Annotated in this window: 15 protein-coding genes; 5 read left to right on the forward strand and 10 right to left on the reverse strand. The window is 74.7% G+C overall.

Going from position 1 to position 16449, the window contains the following annotated elements:
- The first annotated feature begins 180 nt into the window (after nucleotides 1-180).
- Nucleotides 181-1443 carry an alkaline phosphatase gene (locus ACZ6PY_RS02625; RefSeq protein WP_466068568.1) on the forward strand — a complete coding sequence of 421 codons (1263 nt, stop codon included), beginning with the start codon at nucleotides 181-183 and terminating at the stop codon, nucleotides 1441-1443.
- A 52-nt stretch (nucleotides 1444-1495) separates the two neighbouring features.
- On the opposite strand, the gene ACZ6PY_RS02630 is transcribed toward ACZ6PY_RS02625, so the two are convergent.
- From ACZ6PY_RS02630 to eccB, 9 genes are all read right to left on the reverse strand, one after another.
- Entirely contained in the window at nucleotides 1496-2170 is a 675-nt protein-coding gene (locus ACZ6PY_RS02630) for an HAD family hydrolase (RefSeq protein ID WP_466068570.1), read from the reverse strand.
- A gap of 87 nt (nucleotides 2171-2257) precedes the next feature.
- Nucleotides 2258-2878 carry a C39 family peptidase gene (locus ACZ6PY_RS02635; RefSeq protein ID WP_466068572.1) on the reverse strand — a complete coding sequence of 207 codons (621 nt, stop codon included), beginning with the start codon at nucleotides 2876-2878 and terminating at the stop codon, nucleotides 2258-2260.
- 272 nt (nucleotides 2879-3150) lie between these two features.
- Nucleotides 3151-3573 carry a pyridoxamine 5'-phosphate oxidase family protein gene (locus ACZ6PY_RS02640; protein WP_466068574.1) on the reverse strand — a complete coding sequence of 141 codons (423 nt, stop codon included), beginning with the start codon at nucleotides 3571-3573 and terminating at the stop codon, nucleotides 3151-3153.
- A 50-nt stretch (nucleotides 3574-3623) separates the two neighbouring features.
- The gene (locus ACZ6PY_RS02645) at nucleotides 3624-3965 is read right to left on the reverse strand and encodes a YkvA family protein (protein ID WP_262283202.1); all 342 of its coding nucleotides are present in this window, start codon (nucleotides 3963-3965) and stop codon (nucleotides 3624-3626) included.
- Between the two features lie 41 nt (nucleotides 3966-4006).
- The gene (locus ACZ6PY_RS02650) at nucleotides 4007-4843 is read right to left on the reverse strand and encodes a hypothetical protein (RefSeq protein ID WP_466068576.1); all 837 of its coding nucleotides are present in this window, start codon (nucleotides 4841-4843) and stop codon (nucleotides 4007-4009) included.
- A gap of 135 nt (nucleotides 4844-4978) precedes the next feature.
- Nucleotides 4979-5392 carry a hypothetical protein gene (locus ACZ6PY_RS02655; RefSeq protein ID WP_466068578.1) on the reverse strand — a complete coding sequence of 138 codons (414 nt, stop codon included), beginning with the start codon at nucleotides 5390-5392 and terminating at the stop codon, nucleotides 4979-4981.
- Nucleotides 5393-5558: 166 nt separating this feature from the next.
- Nucleotides 5559-6827, reverse strand: coding sequence for a WXG100 family type VII secretion target (locus tag ACZ6PY_RS02660; RefSeq protein WP_466068580.1), 1269 nt, complete (start codon nucleotides 6825-6827; stop codon nucleotides 5559-5561).
- Complete coding sequence (locus tag ACZ6PY_RS02665; protein ID WP_466068581.1) at nucleotides 6820-7191, reverse strand: hypothetical protein; 372 nt, start codon at nucleotides 7189-7191, stop codon at nucleotides 6820-6822. The genes ACZ6PY_RS02660 and ACZ6PY_RS02665 overlap by 8 nt, the downstream gene beginning before the upstream one ends.
- Nucleotides 7192-7308: 117 nt before the next feature.
- Nucleotides 7309-8775, reverse strand: a complete 1467-nt coding sequence (gene eccB / locus ACZ6PY_RS02670) for a type VII secretion protein EccB (protein WP_466068583.1) — start codon at nucleotides 8773-8775, stop codon at nucleotides 7309-7311.
- A 164-nt stretch (nucleotides 8776-8939) separates the two neighbouring features.
- Here eccB and ACZ6PY_RS02675 point away from each other — a divergent pair, with 164 nt between their 5' ends.
- The gene (locus tag ACZ6PY_RS02675; RefSeq protein ID WP_466068585.1) at nucleotides 8940-10112 is read left to right on the forward strand and encodes a type VII secretion protein EccE; all 1173 of its coding nucleotides are present in this window, start codon (nucleotides 8940-8942) and stop codon (nucleotides 10110-10112) included.
- Here ACZ6PY_RS02675 and eccD read toward each other — a convergent pair.
- The gene (gene eccD / locus ACZ6PY_RS02680; RefSeq protein ID WP_466068587.1) at nucleotides 10096-11493 is read right to left on the reverse strand and encodes a type VII secretion integral membrane protein EccD; all 1398 of its coding nucleotides are present in this window, start codon (nucleotides 11491-11493) and stop codon (nucleotides 10096-10098) included. The genes ACZ6PY_RS02675 and eccD overlap by 17 nt on opposite strands.
- Before the next feature lie 171 nt (nucleotides 11494-11664).
- On the opposite strand from eccD, the gene eccCa reads away from it, so the two are divergent.
- The 3 genes from eccCa to ACZ6PY_RS02695 all read left to right on the forward strand — a co-directional run bounded on the left by eccCa (nucleotide 11665) and on the right by ACZ6PY_RS02695 (nucleotide 16428).
- The gene (gene eccCa / locus ACZ6PY_RS02685; protein WP_466068589.1) at nucleotides 11665-15630 is read left to right on the forward strand and encodes a type VII secretion protein EccCa; all 3966 of its coding nucleotides are present in this window, start codon (nucleotides 11665-11667) and stop codon (nucleotides 15628-15630) included.
- 68 nt (nucleotides 15631-15698) lie between these two features.
- Nucleotides 15699-16118 (forward strand): YbaB/EbfC family nucleoid-associated protein, encoded by a 420-nt coding sequence (locus ACZ6PY_RS02690; protein WP_466068591.1) that lies wholly within the window; start codon nucleotides 15699-15701, stop codon nucleotides 16116-16118.
- A gap of 16 nt (nucleotides 16119-16134) precedes the next feature.
- The gene (locus tag ACZ6PY_RS02695) at nucleotides 16135-16428 is read left to right on the forward strand and encodes a hypothetical protein (protein WP_466068593.1); all 294 of its coding nucleotides are present in this window, start codon (nucleotides 16135-16137) and stop codon (nucleotides 16426-16428) included.
- Nucleotides 16429-16449 lie beyond the last annotated feature (21 nt).

A 16449-nucleotide genomic window follows, 5' to 3' on the forward strand; every position in this document is an offset into this window, starting at 1 on the left:
GCGGAACGGCTTGGTCTCGCCACTACCCCCGGGCGAACGCTCCAATCCGGCGACTCCGTTGCCCGGGGCGACAAGAGTCCCGGCAACCGCCGCCCCCCGTTAATCTGACGGCCAACTGCCCGGCCGGTGGCTGCGGTTGCGTGGTGGCTGCCCAGCGATCCATCCGCCAGGAGGACACCCGTGAATTTCCGTTCCAGCCGCTGGCTGCTCGCCCCCGTCGTCGCGGGGGTGGTGGCCGCCGCCGGACTGAGCCTGGCCAACCCGATCACCGACGCCGACGCCGGCGCGGCGAAGGGCAAGGCCCGCAACGTCATCTTCATCAACGGCGACGGCATGTCCGCCGCCCAGCGCGAGGCGGCCCGCCTCTACCTGGCCGGCCTCGACGGCCAGCTCACCATGGACAAGCTGCCGTACTCCGGCCAGCTCACCACCAGCCCGCACGACCCGAAGACGCCGATCACCGACTCGGCCGCGGCGGCCACCGCCTGGGCCACCGGCGAGAAGACCTACAACGGCGCGATCAGCGTCGACGTGGACGGCAACCCGCTGCCCACCCTCGGCGCCCAGGCCAAGGCGGCCGGCAAGTCCACCGGCCTGGTCACCACGGCCCAGGTCACCGACGCCAGCCCGGCCGCGTTCTTCGCCAACGCCGCCGACCGCGGCGCGCAGGACGAGATCGCCCGGCAGTACCTGGACGTCACCCGCCCCGACGTGATCCTGGGCGGTGGCGAGGACTGGTGGCTGCCCGCCGGCAACGCCGGCGCGTACCCGGACAAGCCGGCCGAGGACACGTCCGAGGCCAGCCGGGGCACCAAGGGCGACCTGATCGCCAAGGCGAAGGCCAAGGGCTACCGCTACGTCTCCACCGCCGCGCAGCTCCGGGCCGCCAAGGGCGACAAGCTTCTCGGCCTCTTCGGCAACGAGGAGCTGTTCCAGCAGCGCCCCGAGGGCCAGGGTGACGTCTACGCCCCGCCGGCCAGCCTGGCCACGATGACCGAGAAGGCGCTCTCGACGTTGTCGACGAACAAGAAGGGCTTCTTCCTCCTCGTCGAGGAGGAGGGCATCGACGAGTTCGCCCACAACAACAACGGCACCCGGATGCTCCAGGCGCTCGGCGAGCTGGAGAAGGCCGTGGCGGTCGCCCGCAACTTCGCGGCCACCCACCCGGACACCCTGGTCGTGGTGACCGGTGACCACGAGTGCGGCGGCCTGACCGTCGAGGACACCGCCACCTCGGACGAGTCCGGTGACGACATCTCGGCCGAGGACGGCCCGTTCCCGATCAAGGGCAGCAGCCAGAGCTTCAACCTGGACTGGACGACCAGCGGCCACACCGGCGCCGACGTGCCGGTGACCGCGTACGGGCCGCTGGCCGAGCAGTTCACCGGCAAGCACCCGAACACCCACGTGCACGACGTGCTGTCGCAGATCCTCACCCACTGATCCGCCGGCTCCCGGCGCCCTCCCGTCCCCGTGGCGGGAGGGCGTCGCCGGGTCAGCGCCCCCGGGCCGGCTCGCGCAGCAGGTCGGGCAGCTCGCCGAGCGCGGTGAGGGCCCGGCCGGTCCAGCTCGGGTCGCTGTCGTTGTGCTCGGTGGTCCGGACCACCCTCATGCCGACCGCCGCCGCTCCGGCCAGCTCGCCGTCGGCGCCGTCACCGACGAAGACGCAGTCGGCCGGCCCGACACCGAGGCGTTCGGCCGCCAACCGGTAGATCGCCGGGTCGGGCTTCGCCACGCCCACGTCGCACGAGAAGACCGCCACGTCGAACCGGCGGGCCACCTCGGTCGACGGCCACGCCTCGGCGTTCTCCGCGGTGGCGTTGCTGACCAGCCCGATCGGGTGGCCGTCGGCGCGCAGCGCGTCCAGCACCGCGACGGTCGACGGCGGGACGCCGGCCAGCAGCCGCCGGGCCAGTGCGCGGCGGTGCGCCGCGGCCCGCGCCACCTGCTCCTCGGTGGGTGCGCCGCCGAGGCGCCGGGCCAGGACACGTACGGTCTCCGCGGCGTCCCAACCGGTCATCCGGTCCCGCCAGGTGGCGTGGTACGCCTCGACCAGCGCGGCCGGCTCCACCCCCACCATCAGCGCCATCTCACCGACCACCCGGTCCCGCTCGGGGTCACCGCCGGGCACCAGGGTGTGGAACAGGTCGAAGATCACCGGTCGCGGCACGGTCAGACTCTAGCGGGGCCGTCCGGGGTTCGGGGACGCAAAGGGCCGGCCTCCCGCTCGGGGAGACCGGCCCTCGGCTCGGTTCGGTCAGGAGCTGTAACCGCGGCCGGCGATCCAGTTGGCCAGCTCGGTCACGTCCATCCAGTACGTCGGCTCGTTCGGGCTGGCCGGGTCGGCGATCAGCACCGTGTTGCCGTCGTCCTTGTACTCCACCACGGTCAGGTAGTGGCCGGGGTAGCTGTGCTCCACGCCGTCGATGTCCAGCGCGCCGCCCAGGATGTTCGCGACGACCGGCCGGTCCTGGTCGACGGCGGCCTTCACGTCGGCCCGCAGGCGCTCGACCTGCTCCCTGGTGGCCACGTCGTCCCGGATCTCGGTGGTCTTGTACTTGCCGCCGGTGTACTCGTTGAGCACCCGGGTGATGTCGATGGCCGAGTCGGTGCCGTTCTCGGTGGTGCCCAGCTTGGCGGCCAGCTCGTCCTGGCTGACCTCCTTGCCCTCGGCCGACAGCGCGATCCGGGTCGAGGCCGGGCCGCAGTAGAAGAAGTTCGGCTGCGCCTCGTACTCGTAGCCGGCGCTGCGCTCGCCCTTGCCCTTGAGGGCGCTCGACGGGGTGGCCTGCGCCGCGACGGCCGGACCGACGACGGTCCCGCCGCACACCATCAGGCCGGCGACCGACAGCATGCTCTTACGGAAGATCGAGTTCATGTCGAAGCTCCATTCGGGGGTTGACGTCTCCGGGTTGCGGAGACGCGGCACCGGGAGTGGCGCTCGGCGTGCTCTCGGGGGGTCTCGGTGCGCGCTCCAGGGCGCGGCCCCGCTCGCTCACCGGGGGCGGACGGGCCTGCCGCCCGCTCGCTCGTACCGCTCGTACGGGAGGTGCAACGGCCCGGTGCGTGCCCCGATTTCCGCGGGTGGCCCCCGTCACGGGAGAACCGGACACCGGGCGCGAACGGGCGGCCGGCGCCGTGACGACCGGGTCAGACGGTGCCGGTGGGGAGGCTGCCCAGGAGGCGGGTCACAGCGATCTCGATGACCACCCGCTGCGGATTCGGACGCGGGGTGCGGTAGCGGGCGGCGTACCGTCGCTCGGCCTCCGCCACCGCCTCCGGGTCGCGGCGCAGCACCGCCCGGCCCTCCACGGTGAGCCACCAGCGGCCGTCGAGATGGCAGACCGCCACGGGGGTGCCCGCCGCGCCCGCCGCGGCGACGTGCCGGGCCTTGGCCGAGGCACCCGAGGTGATCACGCGGGCCAGGCCGGCGTCCGCGTCGAAGGTGACCCCCACGGGTACGACGTGCGGGGTGCCGTCCGCGCGCAGAGTGGTCAGCGTGGCGAGATGCCGGTCCCGGAAGAACCGGGCGACCCGCTCGTCGTGGGGGTCCAGCCGGTGGTCGCCCGCCATGTGCCGTCCTCGCTGCCCTGGTGCGGGACCGGCCGCCGGCCCCGCGCCGATCATGGCACGGGACGGTGCTGCCGGCCCGTGCCCGGCGGGGATTCCGACCGGTCGGGCAGCGCGCGCTGCGCGGCCCGGTGCTTCGCGGCCAGCCGGCCCAGGTAGATGAGCGCCCCGGCCAGCACGCCCATGTCGTCCAGGTAGATCGGGTCGGGGAGCACATCCACCGGCAGGATCGTGTAGATCAGCGCGCCGTAGAAGGCGACCTTGCCGCCGACCCCGAGCGCGCCCAGCATGCGGCGGGTGCGGACCACCCGGACGGCGAGCAGCACCGCCCCGACCAGCGTCGCCAGCGCGGCGACGGCGGCGAGCACGACGAGTACCCAGGCTTCACGGGACACGAGGTCACGCTAACCGAGCCGGGCCAGCTCCGCCCGGCGCGTCAGTACGCGGGCACGGCCGCCCGGCCCCGGGCCACCGGGGTCAGCTCGCGGGTGGTCTCGGCCGCCCGGGCTGCGGTCGGCAGCTCACGAGTGGCCTCCGGCCCGGTCAGGTCCACGATGGACAACGCCGGCCGCGGCTCGGTGACCGGCCGGGTGGCCGCGTACGCCTCGTCGCGCAGGCTCCGCGCGGCGGCGGCGGCCAGCTCGGCGGCCCGCCAGGCGGCCTGCTCCCGCTCCCGCGCGGCCTCCTGCCGGGCCCGGAGGTTGTCCCGGACCAGCCGGCGCAGCAGCAGCTCCTGCTCGACCGGGTGCCGGCTCGGATCCCACCCCCGGTGGCCGAGGATGTCGCTGAGCTGCTGCACGGTGATCTCCTTGCGCCACTGGGCGTCCAGGGCGGCCCGGTGCAGCCAGCGCTCCCGATCCACGTACTCGGCGGGGGTCCGGGCGGTCCGGGGCAGGGGCAGCGCCGCGGCGGCGGCCAGCCGGCGGACGTCCACCTCCGCCGCCTCGTACGCCCGCCACGCCTCCTCGACCTCCTCCTGCGCGGCCAGCCACTCGGTCCGGCGCCGCTCGGCGGTCGCCGCCGCCCGCGACGCGGCAACCGCCACCTCCTGCGCGTACCGGGACTGCTCCCGGGCGTGCTCGCGGGCCTGCTCGGCCAGCTCGATGCTGCTCGGCCGGGCGGCCTCGCTGATCCGGTCGCCGAACACCGACCGGAACCGGTCCGGGCGGACGATCAGTGCGGCGACCACGAGCGCCGCCACGGCGAGCAGGGCCAGCCAGATCACGGCGGCTCGGGGAACGTCGGGCAGGACGGTGGAGAAGACGGTCTGCATCACCAGCACCTCATGGGTGGAACGGTCGGAGTCAACGGTCGGGGCCCGGTCGGCGGGCGGGGGTCGCGGCGGCACGCGACGGGGGAACGGCGGGGCGCGGTCGAGGGGCGCCCGGGCGTTACCGGGGCGGCGCGATCAGGCGCGCGGCGGGCCGCGGCGGGCGATGGCGGCCCGGCCGGGGTCGGCGGCGACCACGACGCCGGGACCCGCCACCGGTGCGGGGGCGTCGGCGACGGCCCGGTGCGGCGGTCCCGCCGGGGCCGGAGCGGCGAGCGGGTGCCGGAAGGATGAGTCGGCGGCGGGCCGGACGCCGGACGCCGCCGGAGCCGGACGGACGGCCGGGCCCACGTCGACGGGAACGGCGACCGGGGCGTCGACCCGGAGGTCGGCGGCCGGACGGGCCACCGCGGCCGGGTGGAGGTGGCCGGCGGCCGGCATGACGGCCGGGCCGGTGAGGCCGGCGATGAGCGCGAGCGCGGTCACCGCCGTGCGGGTGATCCTGCGCAGCGTGGCCGTCCAGAGGGACGAGGCGAACGCTACGGGCAGCACCGTTTCAACCTATCGGTCAGCTCCGCCTCGTGCAGCTCAACGATCTTCCCGGTCGACGTGACCCGTCCCACCATTCGCTGTGGACGAACCGGGTCCCGCCTCCCCCGCCGGACGCGAAACGGCGCGGCGCCCCGGTGGGGGACGCCGCGCCGTCGTGAGCCTGCGGTCAGTTGCCGCCGAGCACCGGCGGCGGAGCCGCCTCGCCGTCGGACCAGACCATCTCGTCCTCGGTCAGCCAGGTCAGCCGGCCCTCGGACTCGTCGTCCTCCCCGCCACGCGCGCCCAGCACACCGTTGCGGCCGGCCATGGCGGGACGCCCGGCCGTGCCGCTCTTGCCGGTCGACCGGCCCTCCGTCTCGACCGTCACGCCGCGCCCGGAGGCCAGGCGGCCGGTGCCGGCGGCCGACCGGCTCTCGGCGCCGATCCCGCCGACCCGGCCGGAGGTCGCCGAGCCGCCGCCCGAGCCGGCCAGCGACCCGGTGCCGCCCAGCACGCCCGGCATGCCGTAGAGCGAGCCGCCCCCGGCGGTCGGCAGGGTCGCGTTGGTGCCGCCGAGCCCGGGGCCCGCCGCCAGGCCGGTGGTCAGGCCGGTCGCGGTCAGCGGGGCCGCACCGGCGAGCGAGGTGCCGGTCGGCTCGACCGTGCTGCCCGCGCCGATGGTGCCCGGCGTGCCCGCGCCGGGCACGCCGGCCGTCGTGTCACCGCCGCCCGTCGTGCCGCCGACCGTGCCGCTGCCCGGGGCGGTGTGGTGCACGCCCGAGGTGGTCGCGGTGCCGTTCGCGGCGGGACCGAAGCTGCCCACGCCCGGCCCGGCCGACGGCGTGCCGACCGAGGGGCCACTCTTCAGCGTCGGGTCCGTCGGATCGCCGTGACCCGGGAGCCCCGAGTCCGGCGGCTCCGGCACGACGATCCGGCCGTAGGCCGAGAAGTCGTAGCCCTCGGCCAGCTTGGCGACGACCTGCACCATCCGCTGGTGCGCCTTCTCCTGCTCGGCCTTGTCCTGCTCGTGGCCGACGATGCCGCCGACCAGCGCGCCCGGCACACCGCCGACCAGGAAGCCCTTGCCGGCTCCGGAGAGCAGCTTGTCGTTGTCGTCGGTCTCCTCGGGGCTCTCCGCCTTCGCCTGGGCGGTGCGCAGCTCGCTGGCCATCATGTCGAGCCCTTGTCGGATGCCCGTCATGCCCTCGGCCAGGTTGCCGGAGTAGTCGGCGACCAGGTTGAGCCGGCGGTGGAACTCCCGGGCGGCGTCGCCCGTCCAGGTCTTCAGCAGCGCGTCCAGGTCGGCGGTCAGATCCCGGCTGAGGTCGTCGAGGGTGCCCTTCATCGACGTCCACTGGGCGCTGAGCCCGTCGATCTGCTTCGGGTCACCGGCGTTGACGCCCTGGTAGAGCTCCTTGTGGCTGACGTGCTCGTAGCGCTGGGTGTATTCAGACACGCGGATCCTCTCCCTTCGGCTTCATCGCCTCGGTCAGCCCGGAGAGAGCGGCGACGATGTCGGCCGCGGCGGCGGCGTTGCGTGCCTCGGCCGTCTTGTAGTTGGTCATGATGGTCTTGGTGGCCTTCTGGGCGGCCACGATCGCCCGTCGCAACCGCTCGACGTGGTTGACGTAGCTCTGGTGCGTCTCGGAGTAGCGACGGGAGTTGTCGGTGGCGTCGGTGAACGTGCCGAGTGCCGGTGGCCGGCACTGCATCTCGGTGTTGAGCTTCTTCAACACCGACTCCGCCTCGCTCAGCCGGCGCTCGAGCCGCTGGTGGAAGTCCTCCAAGGACAGTACGTCCACTGTCGTGCGCCCGGTCATGGCTGCATCCCCGTAGTCATCGTCGAGAACCGTTGGCCACGTTCAGGTTAGTCGACCCGGGCCAGCCAGGGCGACCCGTCAACCGGTCCTATCCACATCGGACCGTGTCCGTCGCGGTCATCCGCCCTGCGCAGGGGCCGCGTCGTCGCCCGGCCCGGAGGTCGCGCCGCCGCTCGCCGCCGCACCCGGATCGAACTGGTTCATCGCGTCCTGGCGCTCCAGGGTCGGCCCGGTCGGCACCAGCGCCAGCAGCGACGCGGGCACCGCGAGCGGCGTCACGTCGCCGTACCCCAGGGCGCTCTTCGCGTCGCCGGAGGCGGTGCCGAGCGGGTAACGGACGCCCTGCGCGGTGATCAGGTAGACCGTCGCGCCGGCCGCGGCCTTGCCGGTCTCCCCGGCGGTGGCCTGCACCAGCACGCCCTTGCCGCCGGGCAGCAGCACGCTCTCGGCGGTCCGGACCGCGTCCCGGTCGCTCTGCCGCGCCGCCACCCCGGTCGACGCGGTCAGCTCGGCCGGCGGCTGGTCGAAGACCTCCAGGCTGGTGGTCGGCTGGCCGCCCGGCCCGGAGCGGTACGTGGCGCAGAGCACCGTCCGCCCGGCGCGGACCTCGTGCAGGGTGGGCAGCCGGTCCGGCAGGCCCTCGGCCTCCAGCCGCTGGTCGGTGAGCAGCTGGCCGGCCTGGTCCGGGGTGATGTCGGTGACCTGGCCGCCGCCGCCGAGCAGCAGCAGGGCCGTCACCTCGCGGATCGCCACCAGGCCCTGCTTGGCCAGTACGTAGTACTGGCCGGCGGCCCGGTAGACCTGGCCGACCCGGGCCGGACGGTCGCCGACGGTCAGCCCGCTGGGGTTGCCCTCCCCGTCGATGGTCGGCTTGCGCAGCGCCGGGCCGACCGGCACGGCATTGAGCAACTGCTGCCCGACCGTGAGGGTGGTCGCCCCGGCCATCTTCAACGCCACCAGCGCCTGCTCGTCGCCGACCACCCGCAGCCGCGCGCCGCCGGTCAGCAGGTAGCGCGCGTCGTTCAGCTTGACCAGGACGGCCCGGTCGGTGAGCGGGGTGCCGCCGGGCAGCGGCCGGTCGATCACCAGCCGGGTGGTGGAGCGCTCCGGGTCGTTCGCGTCGGGCACGTCGCACACCGACCAGGGGAGGCCGACCAGCGACTTCCGGTCCGGCACGGCGTCCGGGGCGCCCACGATGCCGACCGCCCGGCCCCGCGGCCGATCCTTGATCGAGGCCTGGGACATGGTGCGGACCGGCGCGCCGGCGTCGTTGAGGATGAGCCGGGCCGAGGCGTAGTTGAGCGTCGGGTGCAGCACCTTGTCGTCGGTGAAGACGTAGGTCGCCCCGGTCTCCCGCTCGATCACCAGCGTGTTCGGCTCCAGCGGGGCGGAGTTGCTGGTGAACTGCCCGTACGCCCCCGCGCCGCCCAGCACGACGGCGGCCGCGATGACGCTGCCGAACACCGCCATGCCGAGCCGCCGCATCGGCAGGTCGTTGGTCTCCGGGTCGCCGGAGAGCAGCGCCGAGACGATCCGGCGGGTGACGAAGCGGTACGCCTGCACCTGATCGCGGCGGGTCCGCATGACTAACCTCCGGCAGGGGTGGGTCCGCGCGGCGATCAGGTCCGAACTCCGCCGCGGGCTTCCCTACGATAAGGGGCCGTCGACGGTTCACCGGGACCCCGCCCGCCACCCGGCGACGCACCGCACCGGCGGATGCCCAGGATGTCCAGAAGGGACCCTCACCGATGACCCAGGTCCAGGCGCCACCCGGTCGTACGGCCACCGCCCCCGCCGTGCCGGCGGACCGACCGGTCACCCCGGCCGACCGGCGCCGGCGCGGCCGGCTCGGTCCGGTCGTCGTCGGCCAGCTCGTGGTGCTGGAGTGCGCCGCGCTCGCCGTCTGGTTCGCCACCGGCGGCCCGACCTGGCTGCTCGCCACCGTCGGCGCGCTGGCGCTGCTGGCCGTGGTGGCCGCCTTCGCCCGGCGGGGCGGCCGCTGGTGGTACGAGGACCTCATGCTCCGCCGCCGGCTGCGCCGCCGCCGGGACCGGGCCCGGGGCGTCGCGCCGGCCGGTGACGCGCGGCTGGCCGCGCTCGCCCCGGACCTGTCCGTCGTCGAGCTGACCGAGCGCGGCACCCGGCTCGGCATCGGGCAGGACGACCGGGGCTGGTTCGCCGCCGTCGCGCTGACCGGCCGGCCCGGCTCCCCGGCCGGGTCGATCGAGGCGGCGGTGGTGGACCGGGCGCTCGCGGTGCTCGCCGACTTCTCCGGGCCGGTCACCCAGACCCAGGTCGTCTCGCACACCCTGGTCTGGTACCCGGCGCCGGGCGCGCCCCCGGCGGCGCACCGCACGGTCTGGGTGGCGCTGCGCCTGTCGGTCGCCGACGCGCGTGCCGAGACGGTGAGCCGGGGCGGCGGCATGCGCGGCGTGCACCGCACGGTCGCGGCCGGCATCGGCCGGCTCGGCAAGGCGCTCAACGCCGCCGGCCTCGGTCACCGGGTGCTCGGCCGGGACGAGCTGCACGCGGCGGTGGTCTCCGGCGCCGGCCTCGATCTGGCCCCCGAGTCCCCGGTGGAGAGCTGGGAGAGCCTGCGCGGCGGCGGCTGGACCCAGCGCTGCCTGGCGCTGCGGGTCCGCCCCAACGGGTCGCTGGGCGCGCTGGTGGACGCGGTGACCGCCACCTCCGCCCCCTCGCACACCGTCGCGGCCGTGGTGCTCCCCGGCGGCCGGCAGCTCCCGCCGCTGCTGCGGGTGGCGGCCATGGACGGTCACGCCGAGGCGCTCGTGAAGGCGGTCCGGGAGGTGGCCCGCCGCTCGGGCGTGCCGGCCCGCCCGCTGGACGGTCAGCACGGCCCCGCCGTCTACGCGACCGCGCCGGTGGGCACCGCGATGGGCACGGTCACGGTCGAAGGTTGACGATCCAGCCGTAGAGGCCGCACACCCACACGGCCAGCGGCACCAGGGCGACGATCAGCAGGATCTCGACGATGTCGAGGGTGCGGCCCCAGACCGGCGAGATCCGCTTGCCCGCCACGGTGAGCCCGTAGATCAGGCTGATCACGGCGACCACCAGCAGGCCGCCGAGGATCAGCCCCAGCCGGACCGGCAGCGGGTTGGCGCCGAACGTGGCCGCGGCGGCCAGCCCCAGGCCGAGCGTGCCGGCGAGGAGCACCGGGGTGCGCTGGCCGCGGCCCAGGAACGGGCGGGCCCGCAGCAACGCCAGCAGGGCCAGCACCAGGCAGAGCAGCACGGCCGGCAGCCGGCCGTTGTCGGCGAGCACCACCTCGCCGCCGAGCACCAGCACCGACACCGTCCAGAGCAGGCCGGTGAGGAACGCGTCGGCGCGCTCGCTGTTGCGCAGCACCTGCGGGCCGTCCACCGACTCGGTGTCGCTCTTCAGGTCGTCGGGGCCGGTCGGGATCGACGGCACCGGCAGCCGGGCCAGCCGGTAGGAGATCATGGGCAGCGCCGGCAGGGCGCCGAACGCCACCGTCGCCACCACCGCGGCGGCCGCCGCGGCCCCGATGCCGAAGGCCAGGCAGAGCGCCGCGCCGAAGCCGACCGCCACGCCCACCCCGACCGCGCCCAGGAAGAGCGGCAGCCGGTCCCCGACGGCCAGCGCGGCGACCGCGCCGAAGAGCACGACCGCGGTCGCGGCGAGCAGCACGTGCGGGCTGGCCAGCTCGGAGAGCCGCCGGTCACCGGCGAGGACCAGCAGGCCGCCGATCGCGGCGTAGCCGAGACCGCCCATGGCCAGCACGGCGCCGGTCCGGCTGTCGCCGGCCGCCCGGGACAGCACCGCGGCGCTGATCAGCAGCGCGACCGCGACCACCAGCGCGGCGAGCGCGCCGGGCAGCTGGGGCGGCCCCGCGAACAGCGTGAACGCCGCGCCGGCCGCCAGCGCCGCACCGGCGAGGAGCACCGAGAACGCGCGGGTGGTGCCGACCTGCCAGGCGCCGGCCCGCTGGTTGGTCGCCGTGGCGACCGCGTCGACCACGTCGTCGAAGACGATCTCGGGCGCGGCGGCGGCGCGCGGGTTGAAGTAGAGCACCTCGCCGTCGCGGACGCCGAGCTGCGCGGCGGTGCGGCCGCCGTCGAGCGGCTGACCGCCGAGCCGGGACAGGCTCCAGCCGCCGTGCCGCACGCCCTCGTCGGCCAGATCCTCGCCGGCGTAACGCAGCAGCGTCGGCAGCAGGTCGGCCAGCGGCACGTCGGACGGCAACGCCAGATCCATCCTGGTCCGCGGCGCCACGATGGTGATCCGGCTCAGTCCGCCGGTCGCCGTTTTCGTCGCCACAGTGGCCTCCTCGTGCTCGCCTACGATCCACCTCGGCCGCCCGCGCCGCCCCCGTGGGTCCACGGCGCCTCCGGGAGATTACCTACGATGGCGGTCGCACAGGTTGCCCACCCGACGACTCGGGTGCGTCGGCCGACGACGAGCAGGGCCGCTTCTGGGGAGGAGACAGCCGTGAGCACGGTGGTGTTCCGCCGGCTTCCGCGTCAACCGGGGCCCGCGCTGCCGCGCGGGGAGGTGCTGCTGGAGTCCCCGCCCGAGCTGCCGGAGCCGCAGGCCAAGGGCATGGGTCAGGTGCTGATGATCCTGCCGATGCTCTGCGGCGTCGGCGCGATGGCCTTCCTCTACGCCGGTCGCGGCGGCGGCATGATGACGTACGTGGCGGGCGGCCTGTTCGGCGTGTCGATGCTGGGCATGGCGGTCGGCACGCTCGGCAACGGCGGCAACGACAAGGCCGAGCTGAACGCCCAGCGGCGCGACTACATGCGCTACCTGGCCCAGATGCGCAAGCGCACCCGGCGCGCCGCCGAGCAGCAGCGCGCCGCGATGACCTGGCGGCACCCGGAGCCGGACGCGCTCTGGTCGGTCGCCGCCTCGCGCCGGCTGTGGGAACGGCGGATCACCGAGGACGACTTCGGCGAGGTGCGGATCGCGCTCGGCCCGCAGCGGCTGGCCGTGGAGATCGTGCCGCCGGAGACCAAGCCGGTGGAGGACCTGGAGCCGATGAGCGCGATCGCGCTGCGCCGGTTCGTCCGGGCCCATTCCAGCGTGCCGGACCTGCCCACCGCGCTGTCGCTGCGCGCGTTCAGCCGGATCGCGTTGCGCGGCGACCGGGAGCCGGTGCTGGATCTGACCCGGGCCGCGCTGGCCCAGCTGGTCACCTTCCACGCTCCGGACGACCTCCTGGTGGCCGTGGTGGCCGCGCCGGACCGGCAGCCGGCGTGGGACTGGGTGAAGTGGCTGCCGCACGCCCAGCACCCGGGGCGTACGGACGCGGCCGGCGCGCGGCGGATGGTCTTCGCCAGCCTGGCCGAGGCGGAGGCGGCGCTCGCCAACGAGCTGGGTGGCCGGCCCCGGTTCGCCCCGGAGGCGAAGCCGCTCACCACGGCGCCGCACCTCGTGGTGGTGCTCGACGGCGGCGAGGTCTCGCCGACCTGCGCGCTGATGGGGCCGGGCCTGCTCGGCGCCACGGTGATCGACCTCTCCGGCACGGTGCCGCGTGACGCGGGCCGCTGGCTGCTCTGCCTGGACACCGGCAACGGCAGCGGGCTGGACCTGGTCCGTGGCACAGCCACCTCCCGGCTGGGCCGGCCGGACCGGCTCACCATGGCGGCCGCCGAGGGGCTGGCCCGGCAGATCGCCCCCTACCGGCTCTCCCAGCAGCAGGGCGCCAGCACCGAGGAGCCGCTGGCCCGCAGCATGGAGCTGCCGGACCTGCTCGGCGTGGGCGACGCGGCCACCGTGGACACCCAGCAGACCTGGCGGCCGCGCAGCCACCGGGACCGGCTGCGCATCCCGCTCGGCGTCGGGCCGGACGGCAACGTGGTCGAGCTGGACTTCAAGGAGTCCGCGCACGAGGGCATGGGCCCGCACGGCCTGGTGATCGGCGCGACCGGTTCCGGTAAGAGCGAACTCCTGCGTACGGTCGTCGCGGCGCTGGCCGTGACCCACTCGTCCGAGGAGCTCAACTTCGTCCTTGTCGACTTCAAGGGTGGCGCCACCTTCGCCTCGCTGGACGCGCTGCCGCACACCAGCGCGGTCATCACCAACCTGTCCGACGAGCTGCCGCTGGTCGACCGGATGCGGGACGCGCTGGCCGGTGAGATGAACCGCCGGCAGGAGGTGCTGCGCGCGGCCGGCAACTACGTCTCGCGCTACGACTACGAGAAGGCCCGGGCCGCGGGCGAGCCGCTGGAGCCGATGCCCAGCCTGCTCATCATCTGTGACGAGTTCTCCGAGCTGCTCGCCGCGAAGCCGGACTTCATCGACCTCTTCGTGATGATCGGCCGGCTCGGCCGGTCGCTCGGCGTCCACCTGCTGCTGGCGAGCCAGCGGTTGGAAGAGGGAAAACTCCGGGGCCTCGACACCCACCTGTCGTACCGGATCGGCCTGCGGACGTTCTCGGCGGTGGAGAGCCGGATCGTGCTGGGTGTGCCGGACGCGTACGAGCTGCCCAACGCGCCGGGCCACGGCTACCTGAAGACCGACACCACCACGATGCTCCGGTTCCGGGCCGCCTACGTGTCCGGCCCGTACCGGGCGCCGGGGCAGGTGCAGCGGTCCACCCGGGCGCAGGTGCAGCGCCGGATCGTCCCGTACGGCATCGACTACGTGCCGGCGCCGGCCCTGCCGAGCCCGGCCGAGACCGCGCCCGAGCCGGAGCAGACCGGCGACGGCAAGGCCGTGGCCATGCTCGACGTGCTGATCGACCGGCTCCAGGGGCGGGGCCGCCCGGCGCACCAGGTCTGGCTGCCGCCGCTGGCCGAGCCGCCGAGCCTGGCGGAGCTGCTGCCCCCGCTGGCCGTGCACCCGACGTTCGGGTTGACCACCGCGAACTGGCCGGGGCGGGGCCGGCTCACCGTGCCGGTCGGCATCGTCGACCGCCCGTACGAGCAGCGCCGCGACCCGATGATGGTGGACCTGGCCGGCGCCGGCGGCAACGTGGTGATCGTCGGCGCCTCGCTGAGCGGCAAGAGCACCATGCTGCGCACGATGCTGGCCTCGCTGGCGCTCACCCACACCCCGCGCGAGGTGCAGTTCTTCTGCCTCGACTTCGGCGGAGGCGCGCTGCGCAGCCTGGACGGGCTGCCGCACATGTCCGGGGTCGCCGGGCGGCGCGACGTCGAGGCGGTCCGCCGGACCGTGGCCGAGGTGGTCGCCGTCATCGACGAGCGGGAGAACCGGTTCACCCAGCACGGCATCGACTCGGTGGCCAGCTACCGCCGGCGCCGCGCGGCCGGGGAGTTCGCCGACGACCCGTTCGGCGACGTCTTCCTCGTGGTGGACGGCTGGAACACGCTGCGCCAGGAGTACGAGGAGCTGGAGCAGACCATCACCAACCTGGCCAACCGGGGGCTCGGTTTCGGCATCCACGTGGTGATCACCGCCGTGCGGTGGGCGGAGATCCGGATCAACATGCGGGACCTGCTCGGCACCAAGCTGGAGCTGCGGCTCGGCGACCCGGCGGAGTCGGAGATCGACCGGCGGGCCGCGCAGAACGTGCCGGGCGGGACGCCCGGTCGCGGTCTGACCCGCGACAAGCTGCACTTCCTCACCGGCGTCTCGCGGATCGACGGCAAGCGCGACATCGAGGACCTGACCGAGGCCTCGGTGGCCCTGGCCGGGCACGTCGCGGCCAACTGGCCGGGCCGGCCGGCGCCGAAGGTGCGGCTGCTGCCGCGGAAGCTGGCCGTCACCGAGCTGGCGAAGGTGGTCGACCGGTCGGCGCCGGGCATCCCGATCGGTGTCAACGAGTCGGCGCTCGCCCCGGTCTACCTGGACCTGACGACCGAGCCGCACCTGACCGTGTTCGGCGACGCCGAGTGCGGCAAGACCAACCTGCTGCGGCTGATCGCCCGGGGCATCGCCGAGCGGTACACCCCGGCGCAGGCCCGGCTGGTCATCGCCGACTACCGGCGTGGCCTGCTGGGTGCGGTGGAGGGTGACCACCTGCTGGACTACGCGCCGTCCAACCAGGTGTTCAGCCAGGGCCTCGGCTCGATCCGCAGCGCGCTGCAAAACCGCCTGCCCGGGCCGGACGTGACCACCGCGCAACTGCGCGACCGGAGCTGGTGGAAGGGCCCGGAGCTCTACATCCTGGTGGACGACTACGACCTGGTCGCCTCCGGCGGCAACAACCCGCTCAGCGCCCTGCACGAGTTGCTGCCGCAGGCGCGGGACATCGGCCTGCACCTGATCATCACCCGCCGGGTGGGCGGTGTGGCCCGCGCCCTCTACGAGCCGGTGCTGCAACGCCTGCGCGAGCTGGACTCGCCGGGCCTGCTGATGTCCGGCAGCCGCGAGGAGGGTGCCGTGTTCGGCAACCTGCGGCCGAGCCCGCAGCCGCCGGGCCGGGGCACCCTGGTCCGCCGCCGGGACGGCCAGCAGCTCATCCAGACCGCGTGGACGGAGCCCGCCTGACGGGGCGGACGTCGGAGGAGCGGGTCCGGTAGCGTCGGCCCGACCGTCGAGCTGAGGAGAGAACAGTCGTGAGCAGCCCGTGGGGTTACGGCGGCGCCGGTGGCGCGGTGGAGAACCTGCTGCGCCAGGCGCAGGAGCAGCAGCGCCGGCTGGCGGAGTTCCAGCAGCAGCGCGCCGAGCTGCGGGTGACCGGGGAAAGCCCGGACGGCCTGGTCCGCGTGACGGTCGACGGCGACATGAAGGTCGGCGGCATCGACGTCAACGCCCGGGCCATGCGGCTGGACAGCTTCACCCTGGCCGAGTCGCTCCAGGCCGCGATCGACGCGGCGTACGCGGCCTTCGCCGAGCGGCAGCAGGAGCTGATGACCGAGGTGCTGGGCGGCTCGGAGCTGGTCCGCCGGGCGCAGACGGGCAACCTCACCCCGGAGGACTGGTTCCGGGAGTTCGGCGTGGACCTGACCGACCCGACCCGCGGCCTGCGCCGCTGACCAGGGAGGAGACGCGGTGGCGAACAAGGTCGACGTCGACGCGATCCGCAAGGCGAGCAAGAAGCTCGACGCTCCGGACGGCCCGATCCAGTACCTGCGCAACGTGCAGGCGCTGCTGGAGAGCGTGAAGCTGCCGGACGGCGCGCTGACCCTCTTCGGCGGCGGCACCGTGCAGGCGCACAACGCCTCGGTGGACGGGCACCTCAAGAACGTCAGGACCGGCATCGAGCACCTGCACAAGGCGGCCGAGCAGTTGGAGCAGACCGCCAAGAACTGGGAGAAGTCCGACCAGCCCTGGGTGGTCAAGTGACCGGCCGGGCGGGTGACGGGG

The organism is Micromonospora sp. NPDC048907, from assembly GCF_055586885.1.

Excerpts from the sequence above, each read along its gene's own strand:
- ACZ6PY_RS02635 (WP_466068572.1), bottom strand. The coding sequence starts at position 2,878 with ATGAACTCGATCTTCCGTAAGAGCATGCTGTCGGTCGCCGGCCTGATG.
- ACZ6PY_RS02640 (WP_466068574.1), bottom strand. The coding sequence starts at position 3,573 with ATGGCGGGCGACCACCGGCTGGACCCCCACGACGAGCGGGTCGCCCGG.
- ACZ6PY_RS02650 (WP_466068576.1), bottom strand. The coding sequence starts at position 4,843 with ATGCAGACCGTCTTCTCCACCGTCCTGCCCGACGTTCCCCGAGCCGCC.
- ACZ6PY_RS02665 (WP_466068581.1), bottom strand. The coding sequence starts at position 7,191 with ATGACCGGGCGCACGACAGTGGACGTACTGTCCTTGGAGGACTTCCAC.
- eccB (WP_466068583.1), bottom strand. The coding sequence starts at position 8,775 with ATGCGGACCCGCCGCGATCAGGTGCAGGCGTACCGCTTCGTCACCCGC.
- ACZ6PY_RS02675 (WP_466068585.1), top strand. The coding sequence starts at position 8,940 with ATGACCCAGGTCCAGGCGCCACCCGGTCGTACGGCCACCGCCCCCGCC.